This is a genomic window from Streptomyces sp. 2323.1, assembly GCF_900221035.1.
Taxonomy (GTDB): Bacteria; Actinomycetota; Actinomycetes; order Streptomycetales; family Streptomycetaceae; genus Streptomyces; species Streptomyces sioyaensis.
In genome coordinates this window covers 1,866,945-1,882,309 of record NZ_LT907981.1, presented here as the reverse complement: position 1 = coordinate 1,882,309, position 15,365 = coordinate 1,866,945, and the positions used below count along the sequence as shown (strand labels likewise).

Sequence of the window (15,365 nt, the reverse complement as noted above, 5' to 3'; positions counted from 1 at the left end):
AAGTGGTGCGTCATGGCGAGACCGCCTCTGCCTTCACCAGTCGTCGACCGCAGGCCGCCCGAGCAGCCGAGCCAGCAACGTCACCCGAGCCCCCTGCACCCCCATAGGAATCCGGAAAGGTCTCAGCCATGCGCGTAGCAACGGAAGTCGGCGAACGTCCCGTCAGAGGCGCGCGGGGCGCCGGCGGTGAAACCATCAGGGCCGCCGTCTTCGATCTGGACGGCACCCTCGCCAACACTCTCCCCGCGATCAGCAAACTTCTCGTCAAGGTGGCCTCGGAGCAGGGCTGTTCGGTGACCCCGCGGCAGGCGGCCGCCGCCATCGGCAAGCCGCCCGGCCCCGCCTTCGGCCGGCTGCTGGGCAGGCCCGAGGACGACGGCCGGGTACAGGCCGCCATCTCCCGCTACCGCGAGCTGTTCTCCTACGAGGTCCTGTGCCAGGGGCCGCAGCTGCTGTTCCCGGGCGTGACCGCGGGGCTGTCCGCGCTGCGCGCCCACGGCGTCGAGCTCGCCGTCGCCACGTCCAAGACGACCCGCAGCGCCGAGTCGCTCCTCGATGTCATGGGCATCCGTGATCTGGTCGGCCCGGTCATCGGCCAGGACATGGTCCGGCGCGGCAAACCGCACCCGGAGATGGTGCTGCGGGCCGCCGGCCGGCTCGGCGTCGCGGCCTGGCAGAGCGCGTACGTGGGGGACACCGTGGGGGACATGAGGATGGCGGTCACCGCGCGCATGGAGCCGGTCGCGGTGACCTACGGCGTCGGGAAGTTCGGCGAGCTCGCCGGGGTCGCCGGCACCCGGATGTGCAGCTCCTTCAAGGACGTGGTCTCCGTGATCGCCGCCGCCAGGCCGCGGTCGGGCGTCACGGTGGGGGCCCAGCAGCGCCGACGCTGAGGCCGGGGGAGGGGGCGCTACGCTCCGGTTGTCAGCTCGTGTGCGTAACGGGCCCCGGCGGTGTGCAGTTTGGCGTGCAGCAGGCCGAACACCTCCGCCGCGCGGCCGCCCGGCCAGTCCTCAGGCAGGAGGGGAGAGGGCAGTCCGGGATCCGCATAGGGCAGCTGACGCCAGGCGTCCAGCGCCAGCAGGTAGTCGCGGTAGGCCGCCTCGGGGGGCACCGAGCGGCGTGGTGACCAGCGGCGCAGGACGGGTTCCTGCTCGGCGAGGAAGGCGCGGTGCGCCGCGGCCACCGCATCGAGGTCCCACCACCGCGCCACCGCGTCCGCCGTGGGGGCGAACCCGGTGTGCGCGCCGGTGAACAGATCGACGTACGGGTCCAGTTGCAGCCGCTGCAGGGTGTGCCGGGTCTCCTCGTAGAGCTGTGCGGGGGCGATCCACACCCCTGGTGCGGCGGTGCCGAAACCGAGCCGCGCCAGGCGGGAGCGCAGCAGATGCCGTTTGTGCCGCTCCTCCTCGGGGACGGAGAAGACGGCCAGTACCCAGCCGTCGGACAGCTGGGCGGCGGGCCGGCCGAAGATCCGCCGGTCGCCGTCCTCCAGGAGCTGACGGGCGTCGTCGGACAGTCCGTAGGCCGCCGCCCCGGTGGCCGTGCGCGCGGGGACCAGCAGACCGCGCCGCTTGAGCCGGGAGACCGCGGAGCGCACCGACGGCGGATCCACGCCGAGCGCGCCGAGCAGCCGGATCAGGGCGGCGACCGGCACCGGCGCGGCCGGGCCGCCCGCGGTGCCGGGCTCGCCGCGTCCGTAGGCGCCGTAGAACGTGACGATCAGGGACCGTGGGGTGCGCTGCGTTTGCTGGTCGTTCACCGGGTCACTCCGGGGATGCCCCGGCTTTCAGGCCGGGGTGGGGGTACCTCCCGTTTGCGGGGGAGAATCGGACTCCTGCGGGGCGGGGCCGGGGTGGCCGAATTGTCGGGAGGGCGGTTCGGTGTCCCACCACCGCGGTGGTGAGGCAGACCGGATTGGATCAGAACTCTCAACTGTCAGACCTCCCAGATAGGTTGATGTTCATGACGACGGAAGCGAAAACGAGCGGGGAGACCGGGCATGCCCGGTGGACCTACCGGCTTCGTGTGTCGTCCACCGCACGGGCCGCACTTGAAGCGGAATGGGCGCGGTGTCGTTGGGTGTGGAACGAGTGCTGCGCCCGGTCGAAGAAGGCATATGCCGAAGAGGAGAAGTGCGGACCGGCACGTCTGGACAGGATGCTGACGGAGGCCCGGGCCCGCATGGCGTGGCTGCGTGCGGGTTCCAGCGTTCCCCAGCAGCAGCTCATTCGCGATTTCGCCAAGTCCCGCGCCAAGGCGCTCAAGGACATCAAGGCCCGGTTGCCGATGCGTCAGCGGTCCGGGTTGCCGAAGTACAAGAAGAAGCACCAGGCAGACCCGAGCCTGAACTGCTCCCAGCGGGGCTTCAGGTTGAAAGACGGCCGTCTGCACTTGGCCGGGGGCGTCGCCGTGACGGTGGTGTGGTCCCGAGAACTTCCCAAGCCACCGTCCAGCGTCCGCGTGTACCGCGACAGCATCGGACATTGGTACGCGTCCTTTGTTGTCCCGGCCAGCACCGAGACCCTGCCCGCCACGGGTGCGGTAATCGGCATCGACTGGGGCGTGAAGGAAACCGCGACCACCACCAGTGACGACCACGACCTTCCCCACGCCGAGCACGGACAGAAAGCCGCCAAGCGCCTGGCGCACTACCAGCGGATGATGGCCCGCCGCCGCGCCCCGCGCGGAAAGACCCAGTCCAAGGGCTACCGCCGGGCGCAGGAGCAGGCGGCGAAGCTTCACAAGAAGGTCGCCCGGCAGCGTGAGGACACCGGCCGGAAGTGGGCCAAGAAGGTTGTCCGCGACCATGATGCGTTGGCGGTCGAGGACTTCCGGCCGAAGTTCCTGGCCAAGTCCACGATGGCTCGCAAGGCAGCGGATGCGGCCATCGGCGCCACGAAACGCGCCCTGGTCGAGATGGGCCGCAAGCACGGCAGGGCCGTGCACCTGGTCCACCCCGCGCACACCACCATGGACTGCGCGCAGTGCGGAGCGAGAACCAAGCACGCACTACCTCTCTCGATGCGAACCTACGCGTGCACCGCGTGCGGAGCCGTCTCGCCCAGAGACAAGAACTCCGCCCGCGTGATGCTCGTCCGGGCTGGTCTCAACCCGGCTGGTGCTGATCGTGTCAGACCTGCTGGTCCGCCGGGCCGCAGGCGACGTGAGCCAGGAATCCCCCTCGTTTACGAGGGGGAGGAGTCAATCTAGATGGGGCCCGCGCAGCCGGAAGCGCTGGAGCTTGCCGGTCGGGGTGCGCGGCAGGGAGGCGTGGAAGACGATCTCGCGCGGGCATTTGTAGGGCGCTATCCGGGTTTTGGTGAAGGCGCGCAGGGCTGCGACGGTCTCCTCTCCCCGGGGGACACCCTCCCGCAGCACGACATGGGCGACGACCACCTGCCCGCGCTGCTCGTCGGCCCGCCCGACGACCGCCGCCTCGGTCACATCGGGGTGCCGCAGCAGGGCGTCCTCCACCTCGGGACCCGCGATGTTGTAGCCGGCCGAGATGATCATGTCGTCCGCGCGGGCCACATAGCGGAAGTAGCCGTCGGGCTCGCGGACATAGGTGTCGCCGGTGATGTTCCAGCCGTCCTGGACGTACGCGGTCTGCCGGGCGTCGGCGAGGTAGCGGCAGCCGGTCGGCCCGCGGACGGCCAGCAGTCCCGGTTCGCCGTCCGGCAGCGGGGTGCCGTCCGCGCCCACCACCCGCGCCTGGAAGCCCGGGACCGGCAGTCCCGTCGTACCGGGCCGGATCGCCTCGTCGGCGGCGGCGATGAAGATGTGCAGCAGCTCCGTGGCGCCGATGCCGTTGATGATCCGCAGACCGGTCGCCTCGTACCAGGCCTGCCAGGTCGCGGCGGGCAGATTCTCCCCGGCCGAGACGCAGCGGCGCAGGGAGGAGACCTCGTGCCCGGCGAGCCGGGGCAGCATCGCGCGATAGGCGGTAGGTGCGGTGAACAGCACCGAGATCCGGTGCGCCGCGATGTCGCCGAGCAGCCGTTCCGGCCCGCCCCAGTCGGCGAGAAAGGCCGAGGCGCCGGCCCGCAGCGGGAAGATGACCAGCCCGCCGAGGCCGAAGGTGAAGCCGAGCGGCGGGCTGCCGGCGAACACGTCGTCCGGCTCCGGGCGCAGCACCTGCGCCGAGAAGGTATCCGCGACGGCGAGCACATCGCGGTGGAAGTGCATACAGCCCTTGGGACGCCCGGTGGTGCCCGAGGTGAAGGCGATCAGCGCGACGTCGTCGGCCGCGGTCGCCACCGCCGGATACGGCGCACCGCCCGGCCGGGCGAGCCGCCGCAGGTCGTCCGGGCCGTCCCCGCCGAAGGGCGTGATCCGCAGCCCCGGGACTCCGGCCTTGGCGAGATCGTCGACCGAGCGGACATCGCACAGCGCATACCGCACCTGTGCGATCTCACAGATCGTGGCGAGCTCCTCGGGGCGCTGCGAGGCCAGTACGGTCACCGCGACCGCCCCCGCCTTCATCACGGCGAGCCAGCAGGCGGCCAGCCACGGTGTGGTGGGACCGCGCAGCAGGACGCGGTTGCCCGGCAGTACGCCCAGCGGGCCGGTGAGCGCATGGGCGATCGCGTCGACCTGGGCCCGCAGCTGTCCGTACGTCCAGACCGGCCCGCCGGCGTCACGGATCGCGGGCCGGTCGGGGCCGAGCCGTGCGATGGTGCCGTCCAGCAGCTCGGCGCCGCAGTTCAGGCGGTCGGGATAGCCCAGATCGGTGAGCTGCGGCCACTGGTCGTGGGGCGGCAGCCGGTCGCGCGCGAAGGTGTCGGCGTGGGCCGAGGACCGTAGCTCCATGGCGGGTGCCCCCTGGGGCGTGGTGGCCGACGCGCGGCCGCGGGAGGGATGGGGGACTGTGGAGGCCGGTGCGGGAACCGGTGGGGAAGGCTCGGGTGGCTGCTCGTGCTGCGGGTCGAGTACTGCCGTTCGGATCCGTCGTCAGCGTAACGTGTTCGTGACGGCAGTCAACAGACCGCGATAGAGGACCGTTACCAGGGAGCCGCCTCGTGACCGTATTCGCGCTGGGACCGGATGAGCGGAAATGGTGTGCCGAACTGCGCGCGCTCACGGCCGAACGGCTGCGCCCGCTGGCGGAGCAGGGCACCGAGGGCCGGGTCAACCGTCCGCTCGTCGCCGCCCTCGGCGAACTCGGCCTGCTGCGCCGCCTGTTCCCCGCCGACGGCGCCCTGCGCGCCCTGGACCTGTGTCTGCTGCGGGAGTCGCTCGCCCAGGAGTGCACGGAGGCGGAGACCGCACTGGCACTCCAGGGGCTGGGGGCCTATCCGGTCGTGCAGTCCGGGACCGAGGCGCAGCGCGCCCGCTGGCTGCCGGAGGTGACCGCCGGCCGGGCGGTCGCGTCCTTCGCGCTCAGCGAGCCGGGCGCGGGCTCGGACGCCGCGGCCCTGGCCCTGGCCGCCGAGCCGGACGGCCCGGACGGCTGGCGGCTCACCGGCGAGAAGTGCTGGATCTCCAACGCCCCCGAGGCCGACTTCGCCACCGTCTTCGCCCGCACCGGCGGCGGGGCGGGCGCGCGCGGGGTGACCGCCTTCCTCGTCCCCGCCGGCCGTCCCGGACTGACCGGCGCGCGCCTGGACATGCTCAGCCCGCACCCCATCGGCACCCTCGTCTTCGACGGCACGCCTGTGACCAGGGCGGATGTGCTGGGTGAGGTGGACGGCGGGTTCGCCGTGGCGATGGCCACGCTGAATCTCTTCCGGCCCAGCGTGGGCGCCTTCGCGGTCGGCATGGCGCAGGCCGCGCTGGATGCGGCCCTGACGCACGCCGGCGCGCGCACCGCCTTCGGCGGCCCCCTCAAGGACCTCCAGTCCGTCGGCCACCAGCTCGCCGAGATGGCCACCCGGGTCGAGTCCGCCCGGCTTCTGGTGTACGCGGCGGCCACGGCGTACGACACCGGGGCGCCGGACATCGCCCGCCGGTCGGCCATGGCCAAGCTGCTGGCGACCGAGACCGCCCAGTACGTCGTCGATGCCGCCGTACAGATCCACGGCGCCCGCGCGCTGCGCCGCGGACACCTGCTGGAACACCTCTACCGGGAGGTCCGTGCGCCACGCATCTACGAGGGCGCCACGGAGGTGCAGCGCTCGATCATCGCCAAGGAGCTCTACCGGGAGAGGACCTGAACTCCTCGCGCTCTCCCTCATGGCGTGGTGTGCGGGGCGCCCGCTGGGCGGCGGGGCCGTACGCGGGCTCATGGCCATACCTCGCGCCGATTGGCGATGCGTGCGCCGGGCGTACCTGACGAGCGCGGGGACGGCGCCGGCCGGCGGTCGGCACGGACATCGGGCCCCGGTCGGCGGTCGGAACGGCGTCGGACCCTGGCTGGCGGGCGTACGGGCACCGGACCCGGCCGGCGGGCGCACGGGCGCCGGCCCCCGGCCGACGGGCGAGTGTCAGTGCCGGATGTCAGGCTGACAACAGAGAGGATCCGCGAAGGGAATCGCCATGATCACTACCGACTTCGTCCCCGGCTCCCCGTGCTGGCTCGATCTCGGCGCCCCCGACGTCGAGGTCGCCACGGCGTTCTACCGCGCCGTGTTCGGCTGGCAGTCCGAGCCGCACGGTGGCCAGGAGGCAGGCGGCTACACCCTCTTCCGGCTCGACGGCAAGGCCGTCGGCGCGGTGGGCCCGCTCACCGAAGTCGGCGCCCGCTCCGCCTGGACGCTCTACTTCCACACCCCCGACGCGGACGCCACGGCCAAGGCGGTGGAACAGGCAGGCGGCGCGGTCCGCACGGCCCCCGCCGAAGTCGGCGCGGACGACGGCCGGTTCGCTCAGCTCACGGACCCGCAGGGGGCGGAGTTCGCCGTGTGGCAGCCCCTGAAATATCCGGGCATCGAAGCCGCGGACATACCGGGCACGCTGTGCTGGACCGAGCTCTACACCACCGATGCGGCCGCCGCGCAGACCTTCTACACCACCGTCTTCGGCTGGACCACCCAGGACATGGCGCTCCCGGGCGGTGGCGGCACCTACACCCTGCTCACCCCCGCGGACCGCGGCGAGGACCGGATGCACGGCGGCCTCATGGAGGTCCCGGCCGATCTCCTGGTCCCCAGCCGAAGGCCGTACTGGCACCCGGTGTTCAGCTCCAAGGACTGCGATGCCACCGTCGGCCTGGTGACGGGCAACGGCGGCATCCTGTCGATGGGCCCGGATACCGCCGAGGGCGTCGGCCGCCTCGCCGTCTGCACGGACCCTGCGGGCGCGGAGTTCGTGGTGCTGACGCCGGAGGGGACGCTGTGAGAGTTCACCGCGTCGGCCTCGTCGCGCGCAATGGGTCTCCGGTGGGTCAGCTCCGCATCGTCGCCTGATCGACCTGGTGAGACAGCTCATCGAGCGGACCGGAGTCACCCGCGACGGCAGTTGACCACCAAAGCCGCCGCCCGGCCGAAGCGGGAGCGAACTGTTGTCAGGGCCGTTCCTGCGCCCGGAAGGCGCCGGGTGCCTGGCCGGTGGCGCGGCAGAAGAACTTGCCGAAGTTGGTCGGCTCGGTGAAGCCGAGACGGCGGCTGATCGCCGCCACCGCGAGATCGGTGTGCGCCAGCAGGCGCTTGGCCTCCAGGGCGACCCGGTCGTCGATGCACTCCTTGGCGGTGTGGCCGGTGGCGGCCTGGCAGGCGCGGTTGAGGGTGCGCAGCGAATATCCGGCGCGGGCGGCGTAGTCAGCGGCGTTGCGGCTGGTGGCGAAGGACCGTTCCAGCTCGCGCTGGAAGCGGCGGTAGACCTCGTCGCCTGCGCCGGTGCGGTCGGCGCCCTCCGGCGCGGGCAGGCGGGTGAGGCGCAGCAGCAGGGCGCCGAGTAACTGGCGCAGCAGGTCGACGGTGGCGCCGTCGGCGTCCGCCTCCGCGACGGCGCGGCGGTACTCCACGGCGAGTTCGCTCATGGCGGCGTGCCCGGGATGCTCCTGGTGCGGATGCCGGTCGACAAGGTCCTGGCGTTCCGCGGAGTGGCCGACCGATCAGCCTCAACCGGATAATCCGGGCGGTCCGCTGCCGGCATGCTCGTCCTCGGAAACGTGTCGTGCCGACCGGTCGGCGATGTCCTGCAGCGCCGCGAGATGGGCCTGCAGGGCGAGGTGGCCGGCGCGGCTCAGGTTCAGCCAGGTGCGCGGCACCTTGCCCACGTGTCCCTTTTTGACCTCGACGTACTCGCGCTTGCTCAGCGTGCTGATCTGCTTGGACAGGGCGGAATCCGACAGGTTCAGCGAGTCCCGGACGAACTTGAACTCGGCCCACCGCGTCGCGGCCAGCAATGCCGTGATCGACAGGCGGGTGGGGTCGAGCAGCAAGGGGTCGAACTCGGGAGTGGTCACGGTCACGCGCCGTTCCGGCTCAGCCGCTGGAGCCGCTCGAACCGGCGGGAGGACGGGAACGCCACCGACAGTCCCAGGGCGAGCCCCAGTATCAGGCGCCAGCCGGGGACGTACGACAGCAGCCAGGCACTGCCCACGGACAGGATTCCCACCACGCCCACCACGACGAGGAATCCGGCCCAGGGGTAGCGCCGCCCGGCCGACCCCGGCGCCCCCGCCGGCAGGAACGCCCGCGGCTTCAGCCCGGGCGGCAGGCCGAACAGGCTGCGCCCCCGCCGGGTGTACTGGCCGAGGAGAAAGACCACGGTCAAGGGCCCGAGAACCGCCGTCCACCACATGCTCCACCGTTCCAGGTGCAGCAGGGGCAGGAGGTCGGGCGTGGAGAAGGTCAGGAAGAGCACGGCCCCCCAGGCGAGGAAGAACCAGCGGGGCTCGCGCTGCGCCGCAATGGCCTGGTGGCGCCGGTGCTGGACGTCTTCCAGCGCGCGGGCCGCCTGTTCGGCGTCGGGTTCAAGGGGCATGGGCCACCTCCTGGCCATCGCGGAGAGCAAGCGAAAGTACTTGCCTGAGGAGAAAGTTACTAGCCACTTTCCTCTCAGGCAAGTGCTTGCCTGGGGTGGAAGTTCCCCGGTTGCCGGCCGGCAACCGGCCGGTCGCCCGCCGGGTGGCGGTCTCCACGCGGCATCCCGATCACCCACCTTCGCCACCGCGTCCTCCTCGGTCAGCAATGACCCTTCCGGCTCCGGTCCGTTGCACCAAGGGGAGGTGCTGCCCTCCACCGTGGGGCGTACGTGACCGCCACAGGGATCGGCCCTCAGGTTGACCCTGGCGCGTACGCGGCCTGCCTACGCTGGTTGACGTGCAGCGTCTTTACGTCTTCCTCCGCCGGCACCCGACCATGGTCGACAGTTTCTGGGCGGTCTTCCTGCTCGGGTTCTCCTGGCTGTCGGTCGCGGGGGACGGCTTTGGTGGCTCAGATCTGTGGACCGCCGCGATCCAGGTGTGCGCGCTGAGCACCGCGGTCGCGCTGCGCCGCCGCGCGCCGGAGAAGATGCTGCTGCTGGCCACGGCGGCGGGGGTGTTCCAGCTCGTCGCGAACGTGCCGAAAAACCTCGCCGACTTCGCGATGCTGGTGATCGTCTACACCGTCGCCGCGAACGGCGCCCGCTGGGCCTCCCGCTTCGCACTGGTCGCCGGACTGGCTGCGCCCCTGCTCGACTACGCCCGCTGGCCGCACTACTACGGGTCCGGCGGGACAAACGCCACCGTCATCGTCTTCCTGGCCATCCCCTTCGCCCTCGCCTGGGTCCTCGGCGACTCCGTGCGCACCCGCCGCGCGTACTACGCCCAGCTGGAGGAGCGTGCCGCCCAGCTGGAGAAGGAACGCGACGCGCAGGCCAAGGTGGCCGTCGCGGCCGAACGGGCGCGGATCGCCCGCGAGTTGCACGACGTCGTGGCGCACAACGTGTCCGTGATGGTCGTGCAGGCGGACGGCGCCGCGTACGTCCTCGATGCCGCGCCCGAGCAGTGCGAGAAGGCACTGGAGACGATCTCCGGTACGGGGCGGCAGGCGCTCGCCGAGATGCGGCGGCTGCTCGGCGTGCTGCGCACCGGCGAGCCGGGCGAGAACAGCGGCGACCGGGCACCGCAGCCGGACGTCGGCCGGCTCGATGACCTGATAGAGCAGGTGCGCGGGGCGGGGCTCCCGGTGGACTTCACGGTCCAGGGCGCGCCCCGGCCGCTGTCCAGCGGTGTGGAACTGACCGCGTACCGCATCGTGCAGGAGGCGCTCACCAACACCCGTAAGCACGGCGGCCCGGACGTGAGCGCGCGCGTACGCCTCGTCTACGGCAGCGACGCGCTGGATCTGCTGGTCGAGGACGACGGGCGGGGCGCGCAGCGCGAAGTGCACGAGCAGGGCGGGGCCGACGGGCTCGGGCACGGGATGATCGGGATGCGCGAACGGGTCGGCATGGTCGGCGGCCGCCTGGACGCCGGGCCGCGCCCCGGGGGCGGATTCCGGATCAGCGCGGCGCTTCCGCTCAAGCCGGCGGGCTGAGGCCCCCTCCGGGCAGGCAGACCGCTGTGCGGCCCGGGCGCGGTGTACGTGTGTGGGCCGCAGAACTCGCCGTGTTCAGGAGGTCTCATTTTTTGCCGCCGGCGCAGTCGTAGAGGGTGAAGCTTCCGTCCGAGGTCTGACCGTAGGCGCGTGGGGAGAGGGCGGTGCAGCTCTTCTTCACCCAGGCCGATGCCGGTGTGGACGGGCGGCGCGTGGTGAGCAGGGCGTAGCGCAGTTGGTGGGTGGAGACCAGGTCACCGATCCGTGGGGCGGTCGGGTAGGGGGTCAGGCCGGTGAAGCCGCCCATGACCAGCATGGGTTGGGGGGTGGCGCGCAGCAGGGGCTCGGCGCCGTAGGCGGCCTGGGTGGCGAGCAGGTACTTCTCGCCGGAACGGTGCGCGGAGAGGTACTTCAGCAGTGCGGTGTCCCGCGTGGACGGTGTGTTCAAGGGGTTTCGGAGGACCTTGGCCCGGTGGTGGTGCCTACCGTGGAAGCCGGGGCCGACCGGTCCGGCCAGGGGTTCGATCGGTGAGCCGGGGTAGCGCGGGTTCAGGCAGGAGGCGGCCCAGACGGCCGGGGCGAGGAGCACGGCCGCCAGGGACGCCGCCAGGGCGCTGTGCACCGCCGGCCGTGTGGTGTGTGGCCCGCTGGTCCACAGGCCGACGGTCCCGCACAGGCCGAGCATCAGCACCACCGGCAGCAGCCAGGGCGCGAAGTCGCTGTGCGGACCGTCGATCACCGCGGCCCACAGTGCCGTGATCCCGACTGCGACGGGCAGTGCCGCCCGACGCCGGCCACCGGCCCGGTACTCGGACCGGAAGAGGGCGATTCCGCCACCGGCCAGCGCGGCGAGGGCCGGGGCCAGTACGGCCATGTAGTAGCCGTGGTTGCCGTTGGAGTTGCTGAAGACCACGAGGTGCATCACCAGCCAGCCGCCCCAGAGCAGGAACCCGGTCCGCGGCCCGTCGGTGCGCGGTCGTCCGGCGCGCCACCACACCCCCAGCGCCAAGGCCAGTACGGCGAGCGGCAGGAGCCAGGCGATCTGCGGCCCCACGTCATGGTTGACGACCATGGTCCACCCCGTGTTGCCGCTGGTGCGGCTGGCGGCGGTGCCGGCGACGGCGCCCAGCGCGTGCGGGTCGTGGCCGAAGCGGCTCAGCCCGTTGTAGCCGAAGACCAGGGTGAAGGGGTTGTTGTTGGTGGTGCCGTCGAGATAGGGACGGTTCGCGGCGGGGGTGACCCATACCAGCAGCAGCCAGGAGCAGGAGACGACGAGTGCGGTGATCCCGGCGAGCAGCAGCCGCCGGGCCCGGTCCCACCAGGAGCCGGGTGCCGCCAGTTGGTACACGGCGGCGAAGACCGGCAGGACGAGCCAGGCTTGCAGCATCTTGGCCTGGAAGGCCAGGCCCACCCATGTCCCGCAGACCAACAGCGGCAGCAGTTTCCCGGTGTGGACGGCCTTCTGCAGCGATCCCGCCGCGAGGACCAGCAGCAGGACGAGCAGGGTGTCGGGGATGTTGTGCCGGTTGAGCGCGACGGTGACCGGGGTGAGGGTGAGTGCCAGCGCGGCGAGCAGCCCTGCCAAGGGGCCGGCCCAGGCACGGACGATCCGGTGCAGCGCCCAGACGGCGAGGAGGCCCTCCAGCACCTGCGGCAGTACCGCCGCCCAGTTGTACGGTCCCAGAAGCCGGACGGAAAGGGCCTGCGGCCACAGCGCCCCGGGGATTTTGTCCAGGGTGAGCGAGCCGCTCGGGTCGAGCCCGCCGAAGACGAAGGCGTGCCAGTCGGCCGCCATCGACCGCACGGCCGCGCTGTAGTACGGGTGCACCCCGGCACGCCCGATGGCCCAGGTGTAGAGCACCGCGGCGGCTGCCAGGATCAGCAGCAGGGCGTAGGACTCCCGGCTGAGGGTGGTGGGTTGCCGGAGCGTGGTGCGGAGGGCGCGTCGTATGCCGTCCATGCGGGGGCGGCTGTCGGCGGGGTCCCGGGTGAGGGGGGCGGTGGCCATGGCGGGGTCTCTCCTGGGGCGGCGGGCTGGGGACGTCGGCTTCACAGGCGGCGGGCCATCCGGAATCCCTGGGCGTAGAAGCCAGGGCCGTCGAGCGTCGCGCGGCCGGCCAGGTCGCCCATGGTGGGCCCGTTGGCCCGCGAGCGGCTGGAGTAGAAGCGCGGGCGCCCGTCGGTGTCCGGCCCCAGGTAGATGCCGCAGTGGTCGATGCCGTGCGGTCTGCCGATGTCGATGGCGAAGAAGACCAGGTCGCCGGGGAGCAGCTGGCTGAAGTCGGCAGGGGGCCGGCCGGTGTTCGGGAGCAGCAGCACGCCGGGGGCCCGGGTGGCGATGGCGTAGGCCCGGCGAGGCAGGCCGATCCCCGGGTTGTTGGTGGCGTGCATGGGGTAGCCCATGCGGTATCCCCAGACCAGGCGCATGAAGCCGGAGCAGTCCACGGCCCCGTAGCGCTCCTTCTCCGGGTACTTGCGGGTGCCGTCCGGGAAGGTCCAGGGAACGCCGAGGTAGTCGTAGAAGTCGGACTTCTCATCGCGGTAGTGGAACGACGTCTCCGACTGCCCGGGAACACGCGGCCCGAAGCGGGCGTTGCCGCCGTAGCGCAGGCCCGATGCGGTGCGCAGATCGGGCGCCCCGTCGCCGTACTGGAAGGCCACGGCGAAGGCGTCCGGACTGCGGTCGGCGAGGGCCTTGGGGAACCACTCCCGGAACCAGTGGGTGTGCTCCTTGCCCTGGCTCCATGGGCTGCCCATCAGCCGCACCCAGGCGTCACTGCGCACCACCGCGCCGGTGGTGCGCGGCTCGCTCCAGGTACGGGTCGGGCCGGTCAGCAGCGCGCTGCGGGCGCCGTCGGTGAAGGTGGCCAGCACGCGGTCGTCGGCGGCGCGCACCACCGTACGGGCGGGCGCGGCGCGGCGCTCGAAGCGGTAGCCGCCGGCCGGTACCGGGGCGTCACTGTCCGGTACGCCGCTTCGGAAGTGGTGCCAGGCGTATCCGGTGATCGCTCCGGCGGAGGCCAGACCGGCGGCGCAGGCCAGGACCTGACGGCGACTGGGCCTGCCGGACGGGGTGGGGCGGGTGCCCATGGTGACCTCCTCTGCGTGCGGATGGATACGGCGGACGCGTGCGGCGGGTTCAGCCGACGGGCAGTGCCCCCAGCAGCAGCCCGGCGACCAGCACCACATACGTGCCGAGGGTCACCGCGGTGGTGGAGACCACGGTGGCCGCCAATGGCTGGCGGACCAGCTGATAGGCGATCAGGCCGGGCACGATGAAGCCCAGGGTCTGGGCGGTGTACAGGAGCGGGAACTCGTGCTGGAGGGCGAGCATCACCGTGGTCTGGAGCAGTACCGCGGACAGCACCACGGCGGCGAACAGCCGCTTCCCGTAAAGGATCACATGGCGCTGGAGGAGCTTGGTCGCGGCGAGGGTGAGGGCCGTGACGCCGATCATCATGGCGGCCCGGACCACATCGGTGACCAGGGTCAGCGCCAGCCAGCCGGGGGTGATCATGCCACCGGGGGAGAGGTTGGTGGTCAGATAGCAGATCAGCGAGAAGAGCAGTCCGAGGGCGATCCCCAGTGCGGCGGTCTGCGGAGTGACGATGACGGGGATCACAGCGGCTTCCTTGCGGTTTCGTACCGGGAATCGGCATGGGCGGAGGAGGGGCTCGGGACAGGTGCGCCGGACGTCGGGCCGGTCAGCGACCCCACCCAGCTGTACGGCTCCGTCTCGGGCGGGTGCGCGACCGGAAGCGGCTCGTCGTCGTGGTCCGGGGCCAGCCTGCTGAGGTGGTCCAGGAGGAGTTCGCCCTGGCCGTGGATATTGCCGACGGCCACCAGTGAGGAATCGGGGGCGAGTTCGGCGAGGAGGGCGTGGGTCAGCTCCTGCGCGTCGCGCCGGTCGCCGCCCAGGTCCACCACCCGGCCCGGCGAGCCCGGCGGGATGCCGTCGAGGGCGCTCTTGGTCGGATGCCCGATGAGGAACACCGTCTCCGGGGCCAGGTCGGGGACGATCGCTCCCATCTGGCCATTGCGTTCCACCCGGTCCGGGCGACAGTTGATCACCACGTTCAGCGGGCGTCGGATCGCACCGAGCTCCTCCAGCTGACGGACGTTCATCAACGTCGATTCGGGGTCGTTGGCGGCGAAGACATTGGCGAAGCGCAGCCGCTTGCCGTCCGGTGTGCGGTAGCGCTCGACGGAGAGCACGCCGGGGTCCGGCGGCGCGTCCCACATACCGCGCAGTGCGGTGGCCCGGTCCACACCGAGCAGTTCGGCCACGGCAAGCGCGATGGCGACGTTCTCCTTGAAGGTGAACCAACTGAACTCGCGCAGCTCCTCGTCGGTGACCGACTCCGGATCGACGGCGATCAGCCGGCACCGCCGCTTGTCCGCCTCCTCTTGGAGGATGTGCAGCCGCTCCTGCTCGGCGGTGACGCAGATCCCGTCGAACGGCATCGACCGGGACAGCGAGCGAGCCACATCGTCCAACGTCGGCCCCATTTCGGCGAGGTGGTCCTCGCGCACGTTGCACAGCACGCCGATGGTGGAGCGGATCAGCTTGTCCTGGTTGACCTCTTGAAGTGCGGGCATCACCGCCATGCACTCGATCACCAGGGCGCACGGCCGGTATGCCGCCGCGCGCCGGACGATGCCGATCTGCTCGACGACGTTCGCGATGCCGAACTTCCGGTACACCGGCTCCTCGGTGGCGTCCGGGTGGATGAACCGGGCAGCGGTGCCGGTGGTCTTGGCCACGGTGACCAGACCACCGCCGCGCAGCGCCCCCGCGCACAGCCGGGTGATCGAGCTCTTGCCGCGAATGCCGTTGACCAGCACCCGGGTGGGGATCTGCGCCAGCGCGGCGTAGTGGCGCCGCTGCTCCAGCACGCCGGCGACCAGCAGCGCGGCACAGCTCAGCAGCAGCACAACATAGAGGAAAAGCACGTCGGT

Annotated in this window: 14 protein-coding genes; 5 read left to right on the top strand and 9 right to left on the bottom strand. The window is 71.8% G+C overall.

Features of this window, described 5'->3' with window-relative positions; translation table 11 throughout:
- Positions 1–128 precede the first annotated feature (128 nt).
- On the top strand, positions 129–893 hold the full coding sequence (locus CPH93_RS07490) for an HAD family hydrolase (RefSeq protein ID WP_093649203.1): 765 nt from the start codon (positions 129–131) through the stop codon (positions 891–893).
- 17 nt (positions 894–910) lie between these two features.
- Here CPH93_RS07490 and CPH93_RS07485 read toward each other — a convergent pair whose 3' ends face one another.
- Positions 911–1,762: a PaaX family transcriptional regulator gene (locus CPH93_RS07485; protein WP_093485853.1), complete on the bottom strand. Its 852-nt coding sequence runs from the start codon at positions 1,760–1,762 to the stop codon at positions 911–913.
- 203 nt (positions 1,763–1,965) lie between these two features.
- On the opposite strand from CPH93_RS07485, the gene CPH93_RS07480 reads away from it, so the two are divergent.
- Complete coding sequence (locus tag CPH93_RS07480) at positions 1,966–3,213, top strand: RNA-guided endonuclease InsQ/TnpB family protein (protein ID WP_096215346.1); 1,248 nt, start codon at positions 1,966–1,968, stop codon at positions 3,211–3,213.
- On the opposite strand, the gene CPH93_RS07475 is transcribed toward CPH93_RS07480, so the two are convergent.
- Positions 3,205–4,812 carry an AMP-binding protein gene (locus CPH93_RS07475; RefSeq protein WP_096212358.1) on the bottom strand — a complete coding sequence of 536 codons (1,608 nt, stop codon included), beginning with the start codon at positions 4,810–4,812 and terminating at the stop codon, positions 3,205–3,207. The two genes, CPH93_RS07480 and CPH93_RS07475, sit on opposite strands and share 9 nt — an antisense overlap.
- Before the next feature lie 209 nt (positions 4,813–5,021).
- On the opposite strand from CPH93_RS07475, the gene CPH93_RS07470 reads away from it, so the two are divergent.
- Together CPH93_RS07470 and CPH93_RS07465 are read left to right on the top strand one after the other, a co-directional pair.
- Positions 5,022–6,155 carry an acyl-CoA dehydrogenase family protein gene (locus CPH93_RS07470; RefSeq protein ID WP_096212357.1) on the top strand — a complete coding sequence of 378 codons (1,134 nt, stop codon included), beginning with the start codon at positions 5,022–5,024 and terminating at the stop codon, positions 6,153–6,155.
- A gap of 322 nt (positions 6,156–6,477) precedes the next feature.
- Positions 6,478–7,278 carry a VOC family protein gene (locus CPH93_RS07465; protein WP_093485859.1) on the top strand — a complete coding sequence of 267 codons (801 nt, stop codon included), beginning with the start codon at positions 6,478–6,480 and terminating at the stop codon, positions 7,276–7,278.
- 166 nt (positions 7,279–7,444) lie between these two features.
- Here CPH93_RS07465 and CPH93_RS07460 read toward each other — a convergent pair whose 3' ends face one another.
- The 3 genes from CPH93_RS07460 to CPH93_RS07450 form a co-directional block, all read right to left on the bottom strand.
- Entirely contained in the window at positions 7,445–7,918 is a 474-nt protein-coding gene (locus tag CPH93_RS07460) for a helix-turn-helix domain-containing protein (protein WP_096212356.1), read from the bottom strand.
- Positions 7,919–7,999: 81 nt separating this feature from the next.
- The gene (locus CPH93_RS07455; RefSeq protein ID WP_093485863.1) at positions 8,000–8,353 is read right to left on the bottom strand and encodes a transcriptional regulator; all 354 of its coding nucleotides are present in this window, start codon (positions 8,351–8,353) and stop codon (positions 8,000–8,002) included.
- Positions 8,350–8,868: a hypothetical protein gene (locus tag CPH93_RS07450; RefSeq protein WP_096212355.1), complete on the bottom strand. Its 519-nt coding sequence runs from the start codon at positions 8,866–8,868 to the stop codon at positions 8,350–8,352. Before CPH93_RS07450 ends, CPH93_RS07455 begins: the two co-directional genes overlap by 4 nt.
- Positions 8,869–9,206: 338 nt before the next feature.
- Here CPH93_RS07450 and CPH93_RS07445 point away from each other — a divergent pair, with 338 nt between their 5' ends.
- Entirely contained in the window at positions 9,207–10,406 is a 1,200-nt protein-coding gene (locus CPH93_RS07445) for a sensor histidine kinase (RefSeq protein ID WP_096212354.1), read from the top strand.
- Positions 10,407–10,491: 85 nt separating this feature from the next.
- Here CPH93_RS07445 and CPH93_RS07440 read toward each other — a convergent pair whose 3' ends face one another.
- Genes CPH93_RS07440 through pgsB form a run of 4 tightly spaced genes read right to left on the bottom strand, consistent with a single transcriptional unit; the run spans position 10,492 to position 15,359 of the window.
- Positions 10,492–12,414, bottom strand: coding sequence for an ArnT family glycosyltransferase (locus CPH93_RS07440; RefSeq protein WP_096212353.1), 1,923 nt, complete (start codon positions 12,412–12,414; stop codon positions 10,492–10,494).
- Positions 12,415–12,455: 41 nt separating this feature from the next.
- Entirely contained in the window at positions 12,456–13,496 is a 1,041-nt protein-coding gene (locus CPH93_RS07435; RefSeq protein ID WP_096212352.1) for an NlpC/P60 family protein, read from the bottom strand.
- A 49-nt stretch (positions 13,497–13,545) separates the two neighbouring features.
- Complete coding sequence (locus tag CPH93_RS07430) at positions 13,546–14,028, bottom strand: poly-gamma-glutamate biosynthesis protein PgsC/CapC (protein WP_033269075.1); 483 nt, start codon at positions 14,026–14,028, stop codon at positions 13,546–13,548.
- Positions 14,025–15,359, bottom strand: coding sequence for a poly-gamma-glutamate synthase PgsB (gene pgsB, locus CPH93_RS07425; RefSeq protein WP_093485873.1), 1,335 nt, complete (start codon positions 15,357–15,359; stop codon positions 14,025–14,027). Before pgsB ends, CPH93_RS07430 begins: the two co-directional genes overlap by 4 nt.
- Between the last annotated feature and the right edge of the window lie 6 nt (positions 15,360–15,365).